The organism is Gryllotalpicola ginsengisoli DSM 22003 (genome assembly GCF_000419445.1).
Classification (GTDB): domain Bacteria; phylum Actinomycetota; class Actinomycetes; order Actinomycetales; family Microbacteriaceae; genus Gryllotalpicola; species Gryllotalpicola ginsengisoli.
Map to the genome: position 1 here is coordinate 32,599 of NZ_AULK01000006.1, position 21,133 is coordinate 53,731.

At 70.9% G+C, this 21,133-nt stretch carries 18 protein-coding genes, 1 tRNA gene and 1 other RNA gene; 3 read left to right on the forward strand and 17 right to left on the reverse strand.

Annotation, left to right across the window (positions count from 1 at the left end; translation table 11 throughout):
• Positions 1-118: 118 nt before the first annotated feature.
• The 10 genes from H563_RS0111395 to ffs all read right to left on the reverse strand — a co-directional run bounded on the left by H563_RS0111395 (position 119) and on the right by ffs (position 13,864).
• The gene (locus H563_RS0111395) at positions 119-1,834 is read right to left on the reverse strand and encodes a choice-of-anchor G family protein (RefSeq protein ID WP_022882735.1); all 1,716 of its coding nucleotides are present in this window, start codon (positions 1,832-1,834) and stop codon (positions 119-121) included.
• Positions 1,831-2,625 carry a hypothetical protein gene (locus H563_RS18110; protein WP_162138948.1) on the reverse strand — a complete coding sequence of 265 codons (795 nt, stop codon included), beginning with the start codon at positions 2,623-2,625 and terminating at the stop codon, positions 1,831-1,833. Before H563_RS18110 ends, H563_RS0111395 begins: the two co-directional genes overlap by 4 nt.
• Positions 2,626-2,635: 10 nt before the next feature.
• Entirely contained in the window at positions 2,636-3,181 is a 546-nt protein-coding gene (locus H563_RS16355; RefSeq protein WP_022882737.1) for a signal peptidase I, read from the reverse strand.
• A gap of 10 nt (positions 3,182-3,191) precedes the next feature.
• Positions 3,192-3,890, reverse strand: a complete 699-nt coding sequence (locus H563_RS0111410) for a SipW-dependent-type signal peptide-containing protein (RefSeq protein ID WP_027479373.1) — start codon at positions 3,888-3,890, stop codon at positions 3,192-3,194.
• Positions 3,891-4,310: 420 nt separating this feature from the next.
• Complete coding sequence (recR, locus tag H563_RS0111415; RefSeq protein WP_022882739.1) at positions 4,311-4,910, reverse strand: recombination mediator RecR; 600 nt, start codon at positions 4,908-4,910, stop codon at positions 4,311-4,313.
• Entirely contained in the window at positions 4,910-7,558 is a 2,649-nt protein-coding gene (locus tag H563_RS0111420) for a DNA polymerase III subunit gamma and tau (protein ID WP_022882740.1), read from the reverse strand. Before H563_RS0111420 ends, recR begins: the two co-directional genes overlap by 1 nt.
• A gap of 112 nt (positions 7,559-7,670) precedes the next feature.
• Positions 7,671-8,858, reverse strand: a complete 1,188-nt coding sequence (locus tag H563_RS0111425; RefSeq protein ID WP_022882741.1) for an acetate/propionate family kinase — start codon at positions 8,856-8,858, stop codon at positions 7,671-7,673.
• 135 nt (positions 8,859-8,993) lie between these two features.
• Positions 8,994-11,129 carry a phosphate acetyltransferase gene (gene pta, locus H563_RS0111435; protein WP_022882742.1) on the reverse strand — a complete coding sequence of 712 codons (2,136 nt, stop codon included), beginning with the start codon at positions 11,127-11,129 and terminating at the stop codon, positions 8,994-8,996.
• A gap of 13 nt (positions 11,130-11,142) precedes the next feature.
• Positions 11,143-13,584: a phosphoketolase family protein gene (locus H563_RS0111440; RefSeq protein ID WP_022882743.1), complete on the reverse strand. Its 2,442-nt coding sequence runs from the start codon at positions 13,582-13,584 to the stop codon at positions 11,143-11,145.
• A gap of 183 nt (positions 13,585-13,767) precedes the next feature.
• An RNA gene (gene ffs / locus H563_RS17720) (signal recognition particle sRNA small type) lies at positions 13,768-13,864 on the reverse strand.
• Positions 13,865-14,086: 222 nt separating this feature from the next.
• On the opposite strand from ffs, the gene H563_RS0111445 reads away from it, so the two are divergent.
• The 3 genes from H563_RS0111445 (at position 14,087) to H563_RS16360 (ending at position 15,088) form a co-directional block, all read left to right on the forward strand.
• Positions 14,087-14,171 (forward strand) — tRNA-Ser (locus H563_RS0111445).
• A 210-nt stretch (positions 14,172-14,381) separates the two neighbouring features.
• Positions 14,382-14,576, forward strand: coding sequence for a hypothetical protein (locus H563_RS17980; protein ID WP_155865205.1), 195 nt, complete (start codon positions 14,382-14,384; stop codon positions 14,574-14,576).
• Positions 14,573-15,088: a hypothetical protein gene (locus tag H563_RS16360; RefSeq protein ID WP_022882744.1), complete on the forward strand. Its 516-nt coding sequence runs from the start codon at positions 14,573-14,575 to the stop codon at positions 15,086-15,088. Before H563_RS17980 ends, H563_RS16360 begins: the two co-directional genes overlap by 4 nt.
• Before the next feature lie 180 nt (positions 15,089-15,268).
• Here the strand turns inward: H563_RS16360 and H563_RS0111455 are convergent, their stop codons facing one another.
• From H563_RS0111455 to H563_RS0111485, 7 genes are all read right to left on the reverse strand, one after another.
• Entirely contained in the window at positions 15,269-15,475 is a 207-nt protein-coding gene (locus H563_RS0111455; RefSeq protein ID WP_027479374.1) for a DUF4177 domain-containing protein, read from the reverse strand.
• A 106-nt stretch (positions 15,476-15,581) separates the two neighbouring features.
• A complete protein-coding gene (locus H563_RS0111460) occupies positions 15,582-15,857 on the reverse strand; it encodes an acylphosphatase (protein WP_022882746.1) in 276 nt (91 codons plus the stop codon).
• An 84-nt stretch (positions 15,858-15,941) separates the two neighbouring features.
• A complete protein-coding gene (locus H563_RS0111465) occupies positions 15,942-16,463 on the reverse strand; it encodes a hypothetical protein (RefSeq protein ID WP_022882747.1) in 522 nt (173 codons plus the stop codon).
• A 2-nt stretch (positions 16,464-16,465) separates the two neighbouring features.
• Positions 16,466-16,633 carry a hypothetical protein gene (locus H563_RS17985; protein WP_022882748.1) on the reverse strand — a complete coding sequence of 56 codons (168 nt, stop codon included), beginning with the start codon at positions 16,631-16,633 and terminating at the stop codon, positions 16,466-16,468.
• 147 nt (positions 16,634-16,780) lie between these two features.
• Entirely contained in the window at positions 16,781-18,046 is a 1,266-nt protein-coding gene (locus tag H563_RS0111475; RefSeq protein WP_022882749.1) for a multidrug effflux MFS transporter, read from the reverse strand.
• 276 nt (positions 18,047-18,322) lie between these two features.
• Positions 18,323-19,501, reverse strand: a complete 1,179-nt coding sequence (locus H563_RS0111480) for an ROK family transcriptional regulator (RefSeq protein ID WP_022882750.1) — start codon at positions 19,499-19,501, stop codon at positions 18,323-18,325.
• 23 nt (positions 19,502-19,524) lie between these two features.
• Positions 19,525-20,934 carry a GH1 family beta-glucosidase gene (locus H563_RS0111485; protein WP_022882751.1) on the reverse strand — a complete coding sequence of 470 codons (1,410 nt, stop codon included), beginning with the start codon at positions 20,932-20,934 and terminating at the stop codon, positions 19,525-19,527.
• Positions 20,935-21,133: the final 199 nt, after the last annotated feature.

Sequence of the window (21,133 nt, forward strand, 5' to 3'; positions counted from 1 at the left end):
GCCGCTGCGCGGCTGAGTCGACCAGCGGAGGGGTGGGCCGCTGCGCGGCTGAGTCGACCAGCGGAGGGGTGGCACCCCGCCGGTCGACTCACGCGGAGCGTGAATGGAGACCCGGGGGTCAGGTGGCGGGCGGCATCGTGACGGGGCCCGCCGAGGCGGTGGCCAGCGTCAGCGTCAGGGTCTGGGCCTGATCGACGACGCCGATGCGCAAGGCCGACACCTCGTACTCGGCCGTCGCGTCGTCGGTGGCGGCGACGAACGTCGATCTCGCGGGCGCGCCGGGCTGGTCGGGCTGCACGTTCACCATCAGAGTGAGCAGGTGATCCTCGCTCAGCGGCGCGAGCACCGTGGCGAGGGTCGAGACCACGGGCGCGGTGATACCCGACAGCGTGGTGCCGAGTGTGTCCACCTGATCGAGGAGCCCCTGCAGCAGTGGGGCGACGGTCGTGCTCAACCCGCTGATCAGCCCGCTCACCAGGGTGCCCGCGTCGAGGCTGATCCCGAGGGGGAGGGAGAACGTCGCCGTCACCGCGCTGGTCGGCACAGTGCCGGCGATGATGTCGCCGACGGATGCGTTCAGCCCGATCTCGACGCTGCCCACGTTGCCGAGCACGGAGGTGAGCGCCACGCTGACGTGCGCCACGAGGGTCGCGTTCTTGATCGCCGTCGTGAGCGCATCGGTCACGCTGGTGGTCCAGGTGTTGAGCAGCGACTCGACGCGCCCGACGAGCGCATTGACCACGTCTGCGTCGAGCGCGAGCTCCGTGTTGGGATCCAGATCGTTCAGCCCGTCCGGGTGGTCCATGAGCGCCGCCAGGTCGGCGTAGATGTGCCCGGTGGAGAGGTCGATGGTGACGACGCCGTCGCTCAGCGGCTCCGTCAGCAGCGGATCCACGGCGCCTGCCAAGTCGAGGTTCGAGATCGACACGGTGGTGGAACTCACCTTCACGCCCAGGGTGGACAACAACGAGCCCAAAACGCTCGTGGTCAGGCCGTTCAACGCCGTGGCGATCGCTCCGTTCGAGCCGACCAGCCCGTTCACGGTGGCGTTCAGGCCGTCCACGGCCGAGTCGACGGTGGGCACCAATGTCGCGAGCGGCGGCGCATCGACTCCGAGACCCAGGCTCGCGATGCCGTAGTCGCGCTGCGCCGTGGCCGAACCGTCGCCCCACAGAGCGGACTCCAGCACGTCGCATCCGTCGACGATCGAGCTCGCCGCGACCGCGCCGATCTCGAGCTCGACGTTCGCCACGGTGTCGGCGACGACGGGAAGCAGCGTGCCGAGGCCGATCGTCGCGACGTCGGGCGGCTCGGCGGAGCCCGTGGTCGGGGTCACTCCGATGCCGCCGGAGTTGTCGACCAGCCCGGAGGCCCCGGCCGCCGTTCCCGTGGTCGACGCCTGCACCCACTGGTTGAGCGCGCCGGCCTTCCCGGCCTCGAGGCCCGTGTTGAGGCCGCTGAGATCGACCGCGACGACCCCGTCGAGCGCGGTGACGTTCAGCGGATTCGCGTACGTCGGCGGGTCGTCGACGAGCTGCTGCGCCGTGGCGGGGTCGACCGTCGCCGTTCCCGACGAGTCGAGGTCGAGGGTGACGCCGGAGACCTCGGCGGCCTGGTCGAGGTCGCCGCCGAGCAGCGAGCCGGAGACGAACCGGCCCGACGCCGTCGAGGTGTACCCGGTGTCGGTGCCGCAGTCGAACGACGACGTCGAAACGCCGGAGCCGCTCACCCACTCGCCGTCGGTCCAGGACGCCTGGGACGGGACGATCAGCAGCGGCGCCGCCACCGCTGCGGCGGCGGCGACGGCGGTGACGACGCGGCGGCGGATTTTCATCGTCGGGCCTCGTCGACGCGGCGGGCGGGCAGCGCGCCGCCGTCGGGCAGTGCGCTGCCGGCGGGCGCACGGCGGGCGCGCGCCACGAACCCGGCGCCGAGCAGCACCGCCGTCAGAGCCACGAACAGGGCGAGGCGCGGCAGGTCGCGGCCGGTGGATGCGAGAGCATCCGACCTCGCCGCGCCGTTCTCCTGCGGCGCACCGCCCGAGCCGTCGCCGAAGGCGACCTCGAGCGGCTCGTCGTCGGCGGTGGCCGTCAGCCCGACTCCGAAACGTGCCGTGAGGCCCGCCGGCAACGCATCCGCCGCCGCAGGCAAGGCGAGCGTGACCAGCAGGTTCTCGGACCGCGCCGGCGTCAGTGGCCGGAACTCGAATGACGAGGTGATCGTCTGCCCCGCTGTCGCCGGGGTGCCGGTGCCGACCTGGCGCGCACCCGTGGCGCACTGCGGGGTCGCCTCGCCCGTCCAGCTCGCGTCGCATTCCCGCACCGTCATGGTGAGGCCGAGCGGATGCTGCGCCAGCGCTCCCTCCGTGCGCAGCTGCAGGCTCAGCCGCGCTTCGTCGACGCCCTCGAGCCGGGCGGTCACCCGCCAGTAGCTCGGCTCGCCCGCCGTCAGAGTGAAGTCCGCCGGATCGGGGTCTGCCGACACCACGAGGCGGCGCGGATCATCCGAAGACGCCGCCGTGAGCGCGGCAGCCGGCACGTGAGCCGACGCCGCGGGGGCGGCGGCGAGCACAGCGGCGCCCACGACGGTCAGAGCCGCCGTCGCCAGCACCGCTCGCCGGAGCACGGCTCCTCCGCTAGCCACGAGCGAGGACCCGCGCCGGCGCGCGACCACGGCGCGGTGCGGTCGGCCACAACCCCCACGCGACGATCAGCGCCAGCAGCACGACGCCCGTCACGCTCACGACCGGAGTGCGCGCCCACAGCAGCACCGCTCCGACCCCGGGCACCGACGCCACGACGCGCGGAGTCTCGTGCACGACATACGTCTGGGTGTCACGGGATGCGTTGTCGTCGCCCTTCAGGCGCAGCATCCGTTCGTCGGCCGTCGCACCTGCCTCGATCTCGACGATGCGGTGCGTGACCGGTGCGCCGTCGTGCGCGCGGGGCACGGTCACGACGTCGCCGACGCGCAACTGCTGCGCCGGCACGACGTGGGTCACCGCGAGGGTGCCGGTGGGCATGGTCGGGGCCATCGAACCGGTGACCAGCACCGTGAGGTGCAGCGCGAAGATCCACGACGCCACCAGCCAGAGCACGGTCGCCGCGCCGAGCACGCCGATCGTGGTGACCGCGACTTCGCGCAGCACCGCGACCGCCGCGGTGGCGGGCCGAGTCGTCACGGCGCCGCCCCTAGGACGCGGAGCTGACGGACGTGAACTCCCACTCGGGCTCGACGCCAAGGCCCATGTAGTCCTGCTCGGTGTACCCCGTCGCCGGGGTGAAGTCGGCCGGCAGCGTGATGGCGAAGCAGTAGTACTGGGTCGAGCCGCTCGCGGCCTCGAGGTGCTGCGAGGCCGTCGCGCCCGGGCCGGCGAGCGCACCGCTGACGATCGAGGTCGTCGTCGTTGACGTGAGGGCGGCCTTGTTGCAGGTGAACTCGGCGGAGCTCGTCACGACCTGCAACTGCAGCGCGTTGAACAGGAGGCCGTCGGGGTCGCTCGAGGTGTCGTGCTCCTCCGCGGCACCCAGGGTCACGTCGCCGGCGATGGAGTCCGAAGTGGTCTGCAGCGCGACGGATGCGTACGCGGTGGAGCCCGGCGCGAGCGCGCCGGTGTCGGCGGTGAAGGTGATGCTGCCGGGGTCGTCCTCCGACTCCCTGTCAGTCCACGCGCCGTCTGTGCCGGTGTTCTGCTGCACCTCGAACGTCGAGGTGCTGATCGGTCCGAGGCCATCGCCGTTCTGCGCCTGGCCGAACACCCACTCGTTGTCGGTCCACGCCGCGAGCGACGCCGTCAGCCCGACTCCGAGCGCTGCCAGTGCACCGACGATGGCGAACGTGCGCCGCCGCCGAGTCTTGCGCTGAATCGCGCCCTCTACCATCTCGGACATTCGTCCTCCCCCTTGGCCGGGGCTGAGGCTCTGAGCCTCGACGGGTCCCCCGCACCCCTCAGGGGAAGCGTTATCGACGGCCTATGAAGCGTCAATGAGCCGGCAGTTTTTCACCCCCATATTGGGGGAGAAACCGGCTTCTAGAGGCTCGGTTGGTCGGCTCACGAGCAGCGTGAATGGAGCGCTGCGCGCGCATCGCTGGAGCGGATTCGTGCCCGGCGGAACGCCGGATCGGGCTTTCGGGGTGCCCCTTGTGATTAAGAGTGCCCCTCGTGATCACGCAGGCCTCCATTCAGCCACTGTGCGGCTGAGTCGACCAGCGGAGGGCGTGGGCCGCTGCGCGGCTGAGTCGACCAGCGGAGGCGGCCCGCCGGTCGACTCGCGCAATGCGCGAATGGAGACCAGCGGCCGGCTGCCGCGTCAGCCGACGACGACGCGGCGGCCCTCGAAGGCGCGGCCGAGGGTGACCTCGTCGGCGTACTCCAGGTCGCCGCCGACCGGCAGCCCCGAGGCCAGCCGGCTGACCTTGATCTCGAGGGTCTTCAGCAGGCGGCTCAAGTACGTCGCGGTCGCCTCGCCCTCGAGGTTCGGATCGGTGGCGATGATGACCTCCTCGACGGTGCCGTCGGCGAGCCGCTGCATGAGCTGGCGGATGCGCAGGTCGTCAGGCCCGATGCCGTCGATCGGGCTGATCGCCCCGCCGAGCACGTGGTACAGGCCGCGGAACTCGCGGGTGCGCTCGATCGCCACGACGTCCTTCGCTTCTTCGACGACGCAGATCAGGCTCTGGTTGCGGCGCGGGTCGCGGCAGATCGAGCAGCGGTCCTGCTCGCTGACGTTGCCGCAGATCTCGCAGAATTTCACCTTGTCGCGCACCGCCAGCAGCGTCTCGGCGAGCTTCGTGACGTCGAACGACTCGGTCTGCAGGATGTGGAACGCGATGCGCTGCGCCGACTTCGGACCGATGCCCGGCAGCCGACCCAGCTCGTCGATCAGGTCCTGGACGATGCCCTCGTACATCAGCGGCCCCCGCTCTCAGGCAGCTGCTGCTCCTCGATGAAGCGCGCGTTCAGGATCTCGCGCACCACGGCCTCCCCGTAGCGCTTGGGCTGCTCGCTCGAGAACGTCGGGCCCCTGCGCGGGGCGGGCCGATTGTCGACGGATGCCTCGGGGGCGGGGCTCTTCGCGGGTGTCCCGGTCTCGATACGCGCCTGCGGCGCTACTCGACCAGCGGGGGTCGGCTGCTGCGGCGCTACTCGACCAGCGGGGGCGGGGGGTGCGGCGGGCGGCGCAATCCGTCCGGCGGGGGCCGCGGGAACCGCGTCGGGGTCGTCCTCGAAGGACGGCGCGTCGTCATCGCCCGGCACGTACTCGTCATCGGCGGGCGCGACGGTCGACCAGCCGTCGTCATCGGTGGCGGCCGCGGCGACGGGTGCCGCCTCGCCCTCGACGCGGGCCGGAGCGGCCTCGGCCTCGACGAGCCGGGGGACCGCCTGCAGCTTCGGTCGCGGGGCCGGCTCGGGTTCGACCTCGGGCTTCGCCGCCGCGGCCGCTCCCCCGCTGCCCGGGATCGCCGCGACCGCCCAGCTCGTCACCGGGGTCGACGGTGCACCGCTCTTCGGCGCCGGAACCGCGGCCACGCTCGCCGACGACGGATGCGACTCACCCTGCCCCTCGCGGACGGGAGCCTGCGAAGCGGGCGTCGGACCGCTCGCATTCGGGCGCGCCCCACTTCCCGACCCGACCGTAGGCCGCTCGTCATCGGCCGGAGACCGGGGCGCCGTCGGCGCCGCGGGCATGGCCTGAGGCGCTTCGGCCGCGGCCGGCCGCGCCGGCGGCGTCACCCCGAAACCCTCGCCCTTGAGGCTCTGCGCGAAGTCGGCCGCGGTCTTCGCCACGAACTTCACCCGCACGCCCAGCACCTTCTGGATCGCCTCGCGCAGCACATCGCTCACGTTCTGCGTCGCACCCGGCTGCGGCCGGAAGCTCGCGATGTCGTTCTCGCTCGGGAAGGTCAGCGTCAACACGTCGTTCTCGAACTTGCGCACCGTCGCCGTGACCACGACCATCCAGGCCGTCATCTTCACCGACTTCACCGTGTCGAGGATCTGCGGCCACGAATCCTTGATCTGCTGCACCGTGAGCGGACCGACCGGCTGCGGCGAGGCGGGCGCGGCCGGTTGCGCCGGCTTCGAACCCTGCTGCGCGGGCACGGATGCGCCGGGCGCCGGCTCGTCGTCGTATCCGGTGACCCCCGGGGTCGCCCAGCCGGCGGTGGCCGGGGGCTTCGAGACGGCGCTGCGCGCCTCCTCAGCCGACGGGGTGCGAGCGCTACGCGCCTCCTCAGCCGACGGGGTGGCTGGCACGGCGGGCTTCGAGACGGCGCTGGGCGCCTCCTCAGCCGACGGGGTGCGAGGGACGGCTGGCTTCGAGACGCCGCTGCGCGCCTCCTCAGCCAGCGGGGCGGGAGCGGCCGACCGCGGTGAGGCGGCGGCGGGTGAGGCATCCGTCACGCCGACGCGGCGCTCGAGCCGCTCGACGCGCGCCAGCGAACCCGCCTCGTCGGCGGACGGCACGAGGGCGCGGGCGATCATCAGCTCGAGGTGCAGGCGCGGCGACGTCGCGCCGGACATCTCGGTGAGAGCGTCATTGACGATGTCTGCGATGCGGGAGAGCTCGGCCGCGCCGAAGGAGCGCGCCTCGAGGCCCATCCGCTCGAGCTCGTCGGCGGGGGTGCCGCGCAGCACGGTGGCCGCCCGCTCGGGACCGGCCGCCGCGATGATGATGAGGTCGCGCAGGCGCTCGAGCAGGTCTTCGACGAAGCGGCGGGGGTCTTGCCCGGTCTGGATGACCCGGTCGACCTGCTCGAACGCGCTCGATGCGTCGCGGGCGGCGAGCGCCTCGACCACGTCGTCGAGAAGCGCCGAGTGCGTGTACCCGAGCAGGGCGACGGCCCGCTCATAGCTGATCTCGTCACCCTCGGAGCCGGCGATGAGCTGGTCGAGGAGCGACAGCGTGTCGCGCGGCGACCCGCCGCCGGCGCGCACCACGAGGGGCAGCACGCCGGGGGCGACGCGCATGCCCTCCTCCTCGGTCAGCTTCTGCACGTAGTCGAGCATCAGCGCCGGCGGCACCAGCCGGAACGGGTAGTGGTGGGTGCGCGAGCGGATCGTGCCGATGACCTTCTCGGGCTCGGTCGTCGCGAAGATGAACATGACGTGCTCGGGCGGCTCTTCGACGATCTTGAGCAGGGCGTTGAAGCCCTGCGGCGTCACCATGTGCGCCTCGTCGAGGATGAAGATCTTGTAGCGGTCGCGCGCGGGCGCGAAAATCGCCCGCTCGCGGATGTCGCGGGCGTCGTCGACGCCGTTGTGGCTCGCCGCGTCGATCTCGACGACGTCGAGCGAGCCCTGACCCCCGCGGCCCAGCTCGATGCAGCTGGGGCACTTGCCGCACGGGGTGTCGGTGGGGCCCTCGGCGCAGTTGAGGCAGCGCGCCAGGATGCGGGCGCTCGTGGTCTTGCCGCAGCCGCGCGGACCGGAGAAGAGGTAGGCGTGGTTCACCCTGTCGGTGCGCAGCGCCGTCATCAGCGGCTCGGTCACCTGAGACTGGCCGATCATCTCGGCGAAGGTCTCAGGCCGGTAGCGGCGATAGAGGGCGGTTACCACTCGTCAATGCTAACGGCGGGGTGCGACATCCCGGCCCGCCCGCGCAGGGGTGTGGAATCGGCGCGCGGCGGGGTGTGGAAACGGCCGCAGACGGGACTCAGCGCGCGCCCGCTCAGAGACCGGAGATCACGGAGAGGGTCTGCCGGGCGATCTCCAGCTCCTCGTTCGTCGGCACGACGAGCACGGTGACGGGCGAGGCATCCGTCGAAATCACCCGCGTCTCGTGCGAGCGCACCGCGTTGCGGGCCGGGTCGAGCTCGATGCCCAGCCGCTCCAGTCCGGCGACCGAGAGGGCACGCAGCTCGGCGCTGTTCTCCCCCACTCCCGCTGTGAAGGAGAGCACGTCGAGGCCGCCCAGCACCGCCAGATAGGCGCCGATGTAGAACCGGATGCGGTGGGCGTAGACGCGCTGCGCCAACTCGGCGCGCTCGTCCCCCTCCGCCGCGGCCTGCTGCATGTCGCGCGAATCCGCGTGGCCCGACAGCCCGAGCAGGCCGCTCCTCCTGTTCAGCAGGTCGTCGAGCTCGCGGAAGTCGAGGTGGCCGCGCCGGGCGAGGTGCAGCAGCACCGACGGATCCACGTCGCCGGAGCGCGTGCCCATCACGAGCCCCGCGAGCGGCGTCATGCCCATGCTCGTCTCGACGGACTTGCCGCCGTCGATCGCGCAGGCGCTCGCCCCGTTGCCGAGGTGCAGCACGATCTGCTTCAGCTCCGCAAGCGGCCGGTCGAGGAACGCCGCCGCCTGCTCGGAGACGTACTTGTGCGAGGTGCCGTGGAAGCCGTAGCGCCGCACCCGGTAGCGCTGCGCCACCTCGGTGTCGATCGCGTAGGTATATGCCTCCGGCGGCATGGTCTGGTGGAACGCGGTGTCGAAGACGGCCACCTGCGGCAGCCCGGGGAACGCCTTCTCAGTCGCCTCGATGCCCTGCACCGCCCCGGGGTTGTGCAGCGGCGCGAGCTCGGACAGGTCGGAGATGTTGATCTTCACCAGGTGGTCGATCAGCGTCGGCTCGAAGAACCGCGCCCCGCCGTGCACCACGCGGTGGCCGACCGCGGCGAGCGCGTCCAGCGACGGCCCGTGCTCGCCGAATGCGTCGCGCATCACCGCCGAAGCCGCCTCGTGGTCGGCGACGTCGACGTCGCGCTCGAAGGTCTCGCCGCCCGCCGTGTGCTTCGCGTGGCCGTCGGGCAGGCCGATGCGCTCGATGAGGCCGCTCGCCTGCGTCTGCTCGCTGTCGGTGTCGATCAGCTGGTACTTCAGCGAGGACGAACCGCTGTTGACGACGAGGATCATGGGCATCGGATGCTCCGTTCCGTCGCGGCTTCGAGACGCGCTGCGCGCTCCTCAGCTATCGGGGGCGTCACGGCTTCGAGACGCGCTGCGCGCTCCTCAGCCACCGGGGGTGCGCCGGCTTCGAGACGCGCTGCGCGCTCCTCAGCCATCGGCGCCGACCGCCTGCGCCTGGATCGCGGTGATCGCGATGGTGTTCACGATGTCGTCGACGAGCGCCCCGCGGGAGAGGTCGTTCACCGGCTTGCGCAGCCCCTGCAGCACCGGTCCGATCGCCACGGCGCCCGCCGAGCGCTGCACTGCTTTATAGGTGTTGTTGCCGGTGTTGAGGTCGGGGAAGATGAACACGGTCGCGCGGCCGGCGACCTTCGAGCCGGGCATCTTCGCCGCCGCCACGACCGCGTCGGCGGCGGCGTCGTACTGCAGCGGCCCCTCCACGAGCAGTTCCGGCGCGCGCTCGCGCACCAGCTCGGTCGCCGCCCGCACCTTCTCGACGTCGGCCCCCGAGCCCGACTCGCCGGTCGAGTACGACAGCATCGCCACGCGCGGTTCGATGCCGAACTGCTCGGCGGTCGCGGCCGAGGAGACGGCGATGTCGGCGAGCTGCTCGGCGGTCGGGTCGGGGATCACCGCGCAGTCGCCGTAGACGAGCACCCGGTCGGCAAGCGCCATCAGGAACACGGAGGAGACGACCGACACGCCTGGCTTCGTCTTGATGATCTCGAACGCCGGCCGGATCGTGTGCGCGGTCGTGTGCGCGGCACCCGAGACCATGCCGTCGGCGAGGCCGAGCTGCACCATCATGGTGCCGAAGTACGAGACATCCGTCACCGTGTCGAGGGCGCGCTCGAGCGTCATACCCTTGCTCGCGCGCAGCCGCGTGTACTCCTCGCCGAAGCGCTGCCGCAGCTCGGAGCTCACCGGGTCGATCACCGCCGCGGCGTCGAGGTCGAGGCCGAGCGCCGAGGCACGCCCGCGCACCGCGTGCTCGTCGCCGAGGATGGTCAGCTGCGCGATGTCCCGCTCGATCACCCGCGACGCGGCGTGCAGGATGCGGTCGTCGCCGCCCTCGGGCAGCACGATGTGCCGGCGCTGCGCCCGAGCCCGCTCGATCAGCCGGTACTCGAACATCAGCGGGGTGACCACCGGCGAGGCCTCGACCTCGAGGGCGTCGAGCAGCTCGATGTGGTTCACGCTGCGGTCGAACAGGTCGATCGCGCGCTGCTGCTTGCGCGGCGAGTCGGCGCCGAGCCGCGTGCGCGACTGGTTCACCCGCACGGTCGTGTCGTAGGTGCCCCACGGCGCCTCGATGATCGGCAGCGGCGATCCGATGCCGGCCAGCAGCCGGCGCATCGCCTCGCTGAGCGCGAAGCCGCCGTTCATCACGATCGCGCTCACGGAAGGGAAGGTGCCCGCCTGGTAGGCCGATAGCACCGCGAGCAGCACCTCGCTGCGATCGCCGGGGACGACGACCACGGCGCCCTCGATGAGCCGGGTGAGCACGTTCTCCATCGACATGCCCGCGACCACGACGCCGAGCACCTCGCGCTCGAGCAGCTGCGGGTCGCCCGAGATGAGCCGGCCGCCCACCGAGGCGAGCACGGCCTGCACCGTCGGGGCGACCAGCAGCGGGTCCTCTGGCAGCACCCACACGGGCCGCGCGGGCAGGCCGGCCGCGTCCGGCGACGAGCCGACGGATGCCTGCACGGCGGCTCGGATCTGCGTCAGCTGCTCGGGGTCGGCCCGGTTCACGACGAGCCCGAGCAGCGCGGCGTGCTCCTGCTTGAGCTCCCCCATCGCCACCTCGGCCAGCTGCCGCACCTGCGCGGGCGTGCGCGCCGACGACGTGCCGAGCAGGTCGCCCTCGGCGGCGCGGCCGCCGACGACGAGCAGCACCGGGGCACCGAGATTGGCGGCGATGCGGGCGTTGTAGCTGAGCTCGGTCGGCGCCCCGACATCCGTGTAGTCGCTGCCCACGATCACGACCGCGTCGCAGCGCGCCTCGACCGCTTTGTAGCGCGCGACGATGCGGGAGAGCGCCGACTCGGGGTCGGCGTGCACCTCGTCATAGGAGACCCCGACCGCCTCGTCGTAGCCGAGCTCGGCCGTCTGATTGGCGAGCAGCCACTCTAGCACGTAGTCGCGCTCCGCGGTCGAGCGGGCGATGGGGCGGAACACCCCGACCCGCGCGACCTGCCGGGTCAGGGCGCGCAGCACTCCGAGCGCGACGGTGGACTTGCCCGTGTGGCCCTCCGCCGAGGTGATGTAGACCTGCTTCATCCGGCGGTGCGGCCTACTCGTTGTCGCCGCCGGTGTCGTTGGTCGCCGCCTTCGTGCTGCCCTTCCACGACCAGGTCGCGACCTCCGGGATGTCCTCGCCGTGCTCGCGCGTGTACAGCCGGGCCTTGAGGCGCGTGTCGATCATCTCCTGCCGCAGCGCGCCGTAGCGGCCCGCGAGGCCCGGCACCCGATCGATCACGTCGATCACCAGGTGGTAGCGGTCGAGGTCGTTGAGCATCACCATGTCGAACGGGGTCGTGGTGGTGCCGTTCTCCTTGTATCCGCGCACGTGCAGGTTGACGTGGCCGCGCCGACGGTAGGTGAGCCGGTGGATCAGCCACGGGTAGCCGTGGTAGGCGAAGATGACCGGTTTGTCGGTGGTGAACAGCGCGTCGAAGTCGGCGTCGGAGAGCCCGTGCGGGTGCTCGTGCTCGGGCTGCAGCTTCATCAGGTCGACCACGTTGATCACGCGGATCTTCAGCTCGGGGATGCGCTGCTGCAGCAGCTCGCTGGCCGCGAGCACCTCGAGGGTCGGGATGTCGCCGGCCGCGGCGAGCACCACGTCGGGCTCCTCGCCGGGCACCTCGGTGCCGGCCCACTCGAAGATGCCGAGGCCGCGCGTCATGTGCGCCACGGTCTCCTCGACGGTGAGCAGGTTGGGCTGCGGCTGCTTTCCGGCGACCACCACGTTGACGTAGTTCACCGACCTCAGGCAGTGGTCGTAGGTCGACAGCAGCGTGTTCGCGTCGAACGGCAGGTACACGCGCACCACGTCGGCCGACTTGTTCACGACGTGGTCGATGAAGCCCGGATCCTGGTGGCTGAAGCCGTTGTGGTCCTGCCGCCAGACGTGGCTGGAGAGCAGGTAGTTGAGGCTCGCGATCGGCCGGCGCCACGGGATGTGCCGGGTGACCTTCAGCCACTTGGCGTGCTGGTTGAACATCGAGTCGATGATGTGGATGAACGCCTCGTAGCTCGTGAACAGCCCGTGCCGGCCGGTGAGCAGGTAGCCCTCGAGCCACCCCTCGCACTGGTGCTCGGAGAGCACCTCCATCACCCGCCCCACCCGGGCCAGGTGCTCGTCGATGGGGCGGATCTCGCCCGCGAACTGCTTGTCGGTGACCGAGTAGACCGGCGGCGCGAGCCGGTTCGAGGCGGTCTCGTCGGGGCCGAAGATGCGGAAGTTGTGCGGGTTGTCCTCGATCACCGTGGCCAGCCACTCGCCGAGCACGCGCGTTGCCTCGCTGTTCGTCGCGCCCGGGCTCGGCACGTCGACGCCGAACTCGCGCCAGTCGCGCAGTTTGAGATCCTTGCGCAGCAGGCCGCCGTTGGTGATCGGATTCGCGGACATGCGGCGCGTGCCGGAGGGGGCGATCGCCGTGGCATCCGCCACCGGCTTGCCGGCCTCGTCGAACAGTTCCTCCGGCTTGTACGAGCGCAGCCACGCCTCGAGCAGCGCGGTGTGCTCGGCCGTGTCACGCGCGTTGGCGAGCGGCACCTGGTGCGCGCGCCAGGTGTTCTCCACCGGCAGGCCGTCGATCTCGGGCGGGCAGGTCCAGCCCTTGGGGGTGCGGAAGATGATCATCGGCCACTTCGGGCGGCCCTCGAGCGTGCCATCCGCCGCCTGCTGTTTGATCTCGGCGATCTCGTTCAGCACCTGGTCGAGCACCTCGGCGAACCGCTTGTGCACCGCGATCGGGTCTTCGCCGTCGAAGCCGCCCTCGACGAGGTACGGGTGGTGCCCGTAGCCGCGCATCAGGTCGAACAGCTCCTCCTGCGGGATGCGGTCGAGCACGGTCGGGTTGGCGATCTTGTAGCCGTTCAGGTGCAGGATCGGCAGCACCACCCCGTCTTGCAGCGGGTCGACGAACTTGTTCGAGTGCCAGCTGGTCGCCAGCGGCCCCGTCTCGGCCTCGCCGTCGCCGACGATCGCGGCGACGAGCAGGTCGGGGTTGTCGAAGGCGGCGCCGTAGGCGTGGCTGAGCGAGTAGCCGAGCTCGCCGCCCTCGTGGATGGAGCCGGGGGTCTCGGGCGCCACGTGGCTCGGGATGCCGCCGGGGAAGGAGAACTGCTTGAAGAGCTTCTTGAGGCCCGCCTCCGACTGGTCGATGTCGGAGTACACCTCGGAGTAGGTGCCGTCGAGGTAGGCGCTCGCCACCAGGCCCGGGCCGCCGTGGCCGGGGCCGGTGACGTAGATGGTGTTCAGATCGCGCTCCTGGATGGCGCGGTTCAGGTGCGCGTAGAGGAAGTTCAGACCGGGCGTGGTGCCCCAGTGGCCGAGCAGCCGGGGCTTGATGTCGTCGATCGAGAGGGGGCGGCGCAGCAGGGGGTTGTCCAGCAGGTAGATCTGGCCGACGCTCAGGTAGTTCGCCGCCCGCCACCACGTGTCGATCAGGCGGATCGTCTCATCCGAGACGGGAGCCGGCTCGCGAAGCTTCCAGGCTGATTCAGACATTGACGTCCTCCCCTTGAGGAAGGCACCGTCGACCGGCGGCACCATCGCCAGCCTAGGGAGGCGCGAGAGGCGGGCGCTAGTGATTTCTGGCCCGCCCGACCCGGGCTCGAATGTGATAACGGATGCCTCGTGCCGGGGTTCCTGGGCGCGGTCAGCGCTGCGGTCGCGCAGCGGCCGGCGCAAAGAAAAGACCCCTCGCGCACCCGCCAGAGCCCGGTTACCCTTGCTGCGTTTCCGCCCTGGGGGAGTTGGCCTGGATGGCGCCACGCGAGGAGCCGAAGACCATTGTACGGGACGTGCGGCGGGCTGCACGCTTGGGGCGATTGCGCTACTCGCACCGACACCCGCTACCGCCACAGCAGTCGCGCGTGTCCGAATGAGTAGCGCAACGTCTCCGCGGGTCGACTCGCGCGCAGCGCGAAGGGAGACCGCGACCGGGGGCGGGCGGGAGCATTCGAATCGTCCGGTAGAATCGTCGGGTTGCCCGCCGCGGCGGGTGCACGGAGGATTCGCCTAGTGGCCTATGGCGCACGCTTGGAAAGCGTGTTGGGTGAAAGCCCTCGGGGGTTCGAATCCCCCATCCTCCGCCGAATACTTCTTTGACCGCCTGCGCGCTACATCGACCCGTGCGGCCGCGAGAAGCGCGGCCCCGACAGCGGCGCTACTTCAGACAGTGGCTGCTTGGGCAGGGCACAGTTCCCACCTTGCGCCTCGCGATCGCTTCGCGTCTCCCCCGCACCGCGCACGCCTCGTACTGGGGCTACAACCGCAATGTTGCACGGCGCTACAAACGTTAGTTGGGGCTCGACAGAGCACCCGGCACCCCCGCGCTCGCCACCGCACTGGCAGCACTCGTCGACCCGGACGTCCACATCGTCGCCGGCTTGGTCGATGCGCGCGAACGCGCCGCGCTCGGCAACGGCCCTCGCGTGGACAAGGCGTGCCGATTTCGCCAACGGACCACGCACAGCCTGGAGAAAACACGCACATGAGCAAGCCGCTTCCCACCCTCGCCGCAGTTCTGCTGGCATCCCTCGCTCTGACGGGCTGCACCGTAAACGTCAACGAGGCGTCCGCCGCGAAACACAGCGCAACAGCGACGGCGGAGCAGACACGCCAGGCGAGCCCAACCCAAACGGCGACATCCGACGCCGACACAGACACCGACACCGAGACGGATGCGGGCGCGACGACGTCCGACGACAGCGCGAGCAGCGCTTCGAAAGATGCTGCGTTTGACGCAGCGCTCACCACGGCGGTCGACGGCATCGATGCCACGAACTACGTCGACCTCACTCAAATGACCAGCTACCAGTCCGCGGCGAAGTTGCTATGCGTCAAGCTCAACGACGGAGTCTCAATCGATTCACTCATCGGCACGGCTTCGCAGTCGAACGAGACGGAGGTGTTGATGCTGCTGCTGCTTGCTTCGGCCACCGCCGACGATTCCTACTGCCCCGGTTACCAAGACGCCGTTCGGGCTTACGCAGACGCCAACAACTGACGTACCAGGAGTCGGTGCCGGGCATCGACGATTCGGCCGCGCACAGGAGGCGCTCGAAGACCGGCGCGGCTCCAATACGATCGGCGGTCGGTGTCCACGTGTCGCCCGGGCACAGACGGTGCGATCGGGCACAACTGCTGCAGCATCCGTATGCCCGATCGCAACACCTACCGCGAATCGCTACGGCAGCTTCTCGAAGACCATCGTCGCCTGGATCCGGTCGCCACCGCCGAAGCCCTTGCTGCCCGACGCCACCGTCGAGATGGTGTGCAGTCGGTAGCCGCGATCCGCCTGCGCGTTGATCGCCTTCTCGAGCTCCGTCAAATTGCCGGATCCCGTGCCCCACAGCTTCTCCTTGAGAATCACTTGAAGCACCACGTAATTCATGCCGTCCACCCCTGACCTTCCTCGTTGAGATTCCTGCCACGGTACGTGGGCCGGGCGATCCGGCTCTCGGCCGAGTTCGGGGGACACGCGAAGCAGGCGCACGCCGTCAGGGGCGGATGTCGAAGCGGCCGTGGTCGAGGTCGTGGGTCGGCACCTCGGTGGTGTCGACCGAGGCGACGGCGGCGCCGGCCGGCCCGCGGTCGAGCCAGGCGAGCATCCGTTCGACGGCGATCTCGTCGCCCTGCACCTCGGCCTCGACGGCGCCGTCGGGGCGGTTGCGGACCCAGCCCGTGACTCCGAGTTCGCGGGCCCGGTCGCGCGCCGCCATGCGGAACCCGACCCCCTGAACCTGCCCGGTCACCACCGCGTGCACGCGTCTCATGCCCTCGATTCTGCCGCGTGCACCGGGCGCCCGCGCTACCCCGGGCGCGCCGCGGTGGCCCGGCCGCCCGCCTGCACCGAGCCCCTACCCCGCCGGCGCCTGCTTCGCGCACAGGCCGGAGAGCGTGAGGGTCGCCGTCGCGCTCGTCCACACCGCGTCCACCTGCTTGTCGGAGCCGACCAGCGGAATCTGCCCGCGCCCCGGCCGCTCCGGCGCGACCTCGAGGCCGAGCTTGCGCCACGCGGCGCCGATGCGCGACTCGACCCTGCGACCCGCGTCGGCGGAGAGCCCCGAGTTCCCCGCCACGTGCAGCGTGAGCGTGGGCCGCTGCCCCACCGTCTGCACCGGCGCGCCGAGCTGCGTGGCCGAGCAGTCCGCGGTGTCGGCGAACGACTCCTGCGCTCCCCCGCTGAACGCGACGCCCGAGCCATAGCTCCACGAGCCGAAGCCCGACGCCGTCATGGCGGCGTCGGCCACGACGATCATGCGGTCGAGCGACGCCTGCGACTCACTGGCGGTGGCGAGCGACGGATGCTGCGTGCATCCGCTCACCGCGACGGCCACGGCACACGCGACGGCGGCGAGCGCCGGCCGCCGCCCGCGCATCGTCAGCTCTTGCTGAAGACGTGGATCGGCAGCGCGAACGAGAGCGCGATCGCCAGGATGCCGCAGAAGAACAGCAGCGACTCGACGCCCTGCACCTCGGGGGCGATGGCGAACAGCACGAAGCCGCCGACGAAGAAGATTCCGGCGATGACGAGCTTGATGACGGTCATGGATCCTCCTTCCGCCAGCCTACCGGCCCGGCGGCGGGCCGGCCGACGAGGGATCCGCAGGGACCACCCTTCGAGACGCGCCCTGCGGGCGCTCCTCAGGGACCACCCTTCGAGACGCGCCGTGCGGGCGCTCCTCAGTGAGCGAGGCTAATGCGCGAGCTCGGGGACGGTCTTGGGGCGCACCACGAACCAGAACGCGACGACCGAGACGACGGAGGTGCAGATCATCACCTCGCCCATCGGTGCGCCGGACGAGACGCCGAGCAGGCCGACGATCGGCGAGATGAGCCCGGCGAGCACGAACTGGCCGGCGCCGAGCAGCGAGGCGGCCGTGCCGGCCTCGTGCGGGTGCGAGTTCATCGCGAGCACTCCGACGCAGGGGAACCCGAAGCCGCAGGCGCAGATGAAGAACCACAGCGGCACCATCACGCCCCACTCGCCGAGGCCGAGCGCACTGTCGACGTAGATGGCGGCGGATGCGAGCAGCATCGCCGCCGTCGAGAACGCGAGGATCCACTGCGGGCCGACCCAGCGGGTGATCCGGCCGGCGGTCTGCACGCCGATGATGATGCCGATCGAGTTGACGGCGAAGAGCAGGCCGTACTGCTGGGCGGAGAATCCGTAGACGTCCTGGAACAGGAAGGTGCTGGAGGACAGGTAGCAGAACAAACCGGAGAAGTTCATCGCGCCGACGAGCACGATGCCGACGTAGACCCGGTCGGAGAGCACGGCCTTGTAGCGCTGGCTCGTGGTGGAGTGGCCGGAGTCGTGGCGGCGCTCGACGGGCAGGGTCTCGACGATCCAGAGCCACACGCACAGGACGACGAAGGCGCCGTAGGCGGCGAGCACCCAGAAGATTCCGCGCCACGGCATGATCAGCAGGAACTGCGAGCCGAGCACCGGCGCGAGGACAGGGGCGAGGCCGTTGACGAGCGCCAGGTTCGAGAGCATCTTGACCAGCGGCCGGCCGCCGAACAGGTCGCGCACCATGGCCTGCGCGACGACGCCGCCGGCCGCGGCGCCGAAGCCCTGCAGGAAGCGGAAGGCGCCGAGCACCTCGACGTTCGGCGCGAGCGCCGCACCCAGGCACGCGGCGATGTGCAAGGCGGTGGCGAGGAGGAGCGGCAGGCGGCGGCCGACCCGGTCGCTCCACGGGCCGACGAGCAGCTGGCCGACGCCGAAGCCCACCGTCGTCGCGGTGAGGGTCAGCTGCACGATCGCCGTCGTCGTGTCGAAGTCGGTCTGCAGCGTCGGCAGCGACGGCAGGTACATGTCCATCGTGAACGGCCCGAGCGCGGTCAGCGCGCCGAGGATCAGGATGTACGAGAGCCGCTGGCGCCCGGTGAGCGAGTCGCCCGGGTGGACGATCTTGATGGAACCGGTGGGCGTGAGGGGTGCGGTGGCGGTGGTCAACGAAAGGTCCTCGAAGCGTGCGTGAGTGAGCGTTGTGCGTAGCGCCCCGACGCATTCTCCTTCGAATCGATTCGACGGCGTGCTTCTATGCTACCGGTGCCGCCGGGCGGTTCGTCACGAAGTGCTCATTGCTATCGGCAATAGGTGCATTGCCGACGATTGGGGCGGGGCGGCCCCGACGACTCGTCACGAAGTGCTCGCCGGATCGAGAAACGCGTCGAAAAGCGACGAATGCAAAAGCGACGAATGCAAAAGTGACGAATGGGCGCGAGGGCGTCAGGCGAGAACGGATGCCGGGTCGGTCAGCACCGGCTCGAAGGCGAGCTCCGCGGCGCCGATCAGCAGGATGTCGCTGCCGAGGCGCGTGCGGGTGATCTGCACCCCTTCGAGGGTCTCGGGGAGGGTGCCGGCGGCGACGGCGCGGTCCAGCAGCGGGGCATCCGCTTGATACAGGGTCGCGAGGAAGCCGCCGAGCACCACGAGCCTGGGGTTCAGCAGTGTGAGCGCGGTGCCGAGCGCAGTGCCGAGCAGCCCGAGCTGGCGGCGCACCTCGGCCCGCAGCTCGGGATCGGTGGAGCCGAGCACCGCCGCCGTGAGCCCGTCGGCATCGATCGAGTCGATGCCGAGCAGGGCGAGCAGCCGAGCGCGGCTGACCTCGGCCTCCAATGTGCCGGCGAGGCCGCCGGAGTCGGTGGCGCCGCCGGGCGAGACGCGCACGTGGCCGAGCTCGCCGGCGTGGCCGGCCGCGCCGGTGAACGCGGCGCCGCCCGCAATGACGCCGCCGCCGATGCCGCTGGAGCCGCCGTTGACGTAGATCAGGTCGTCGACCCCGACGCCGGCGCCGAAGACGTGCTCGGCGTAGGCGCCCAGCTGCGCGTCGTTGGCGGTGCGGGTGGGCAGGCCCGTGGCATCCGTCAGCATGTCGGCCAGCGGCACGTCGACCCAGCCGAGGTGGGGGGCGCGGCGCACGAGGCCGTCGGAGCCGCGGACGAGGCCGGGCACGGCCACGCCGATTCCGACGATGCGGTCGACGGATGCGGTCTCCCGCAGCCCCTCGATCGCGTCGGCCGCGGCCGCGACGGCCTCCTCGGGGCTCGGCACGTGGTCGAGTTCGACGCGGCGGTGCTGCTGCACCCGGCCGTCGAGCCCGACCAGTCCCACGGTGACGGCGTCGATCTCGGGGTTGACCGCGAGCGCGGCCACGCGCGGGTTCGGCGAGATCACCGGGCTCGGGCGGCCGACGCGGAAGTTCGCGTTGGGGCCGGACTCGGAGACGAGCCCGAGCTCGACCAGTTCGGCGACGAGCGCGCCGATGGTGGAGCGGTTGAGGCCGGTCTCGCGCGTCACGTCGGAGCGCGAGACGGGGCCGACGTGGTGGGCGATGGTGAGCACGGTGGAGAGGTTGTGCCGGCGCACGCTGTCGAGGTTGTTGCCCCGTCCGGTCGGTTTCGCCACCCGCTACTCCGCGTCGATTCGCCTCACTCGGGGATGATCCCCGACCCGGCCAGCTTGGCATACCAGCGGGCGCTGTCCTTCGCGATGCGCTCCTGCGTCTCGTAGTCGACGTAGACGAGGCCGAAGCGCTTGCTGTAGCCGAAGGCCCACTCGAAGTTGTCCATCAGCGACCAGACGAAGTAGCCGGTGAGCGGCACCCCGGCCCGGATGGCGCGGTGCGCGGCGACGAAGTGGCGCTGCAGGAAGTCGATGCGCAGCGGGTCGTGCACGCGCTTCTCGCCGCCCTCCACCACGACCTCGTCGGCGAACGCGGCGCCGTTCTCGGTGATCACGAGGTCGTACTCGGGGTAGGCCTCGTGGGTGGCCACGAGCAGGTCGTACAGCCCCTGGGGTGCGATGTTCCAGCCCATCTCGGTGAACGGGCCGGGCTGGTCCACCCACTCGACCCGGGTGGCACCGGGGAACGGCGTGCCCTCGGTGGAGTGCTCGGCGCCGCGGCGCACCGTGTCGGTGTTGTAGTAGTTGATGCCGACGAGGTCGATGGGCTGGTGGATCAGCTCGAGGTCGCCGTCGCGCACGAAGGACCAGTCGGTGATGTGCCTGGTGTCCTCGATCAGGTCCTGCGGGTAGAAGCCGCGCAGCTGCGGGTCGGTGAAGGCGCGGTTGCGCAGCGCCTCGATCTGCCGCTTGGCGTCGACGTCCTCGGGGTTCTGGGGGTCCGCGGCGTACACGGAGGCCAGGTTGTTGGTCACCGAGTACTTCGCGTCCGGCTTGGTCACGACCTCCCGCAGGGCGCTGACCGCCAGTCCGTGGGCGAGGTTGAGGTGGTGCACCGCCTTGAGGGCCGCCTCTTCGTCACGGATGCCGGGGGCATGCTCTCCCGACGCGTAGCCGAGGTAGGCCGCGCACCACGGCTCGTTGAGGGTGGTCCACACGCCGACCCGGTCGCCGAGGCGCTCGCCGACCACCCGCGCGTACTCGGCGAAGGCGTAGCCGGTCTCGCGGACGGTCCATCCGCCGCGGTCCTGGAGCGGCTGCGGCAGGTCCCAGTGGTAGAGGGTCACGACCGGCTCGATGTCGCGGGCGATCAGGCCGTCGATCACCCGCTCGTAGAACTTCAGGCCCGCCTCGTTCACCTCGCCCGTGCCGGCGGGGATGATCCGCGGCCACGCGATCGAGAGCCGGTACGCCCCGAGGCCGAGGCTCTTGATCAGGTCGAGGTCTTCGTCGACACGGTGGTAGAAGTCGTCGGCGACGTCGCCGGTGTCGCCGTTCAGCACCTTGCCGGGGGTGTGGCTGAAGGCGTCCCAGATGCTCGGGCCGCGGCCGTCTTCGGCGACGGCGCCCTCGATCTGGTAGGCCGCGGTGGCCGAGCCGAAGGTGAAGCCCTCCGGGAACCGCAGGCCGCTCTCGCGGAAGTCGTCGGTGGTCATGACGGTGCTGCTACCTCTCCATCGATGGCGACCGGTGCGAAGCTGAACCGGTTAGGTTCACTCTAGCGTGCGCCGCCCGACGCCCCGCGGTTCGGGCGCGCCGGTCAGGTCGCCGGAGCCGAAACGCACCCGCCCTGGGATCGAAACGGGGGTGTAACAGCTCGCTGCTTTGCTCGGTGCACAGGGTCTGGGATAGACC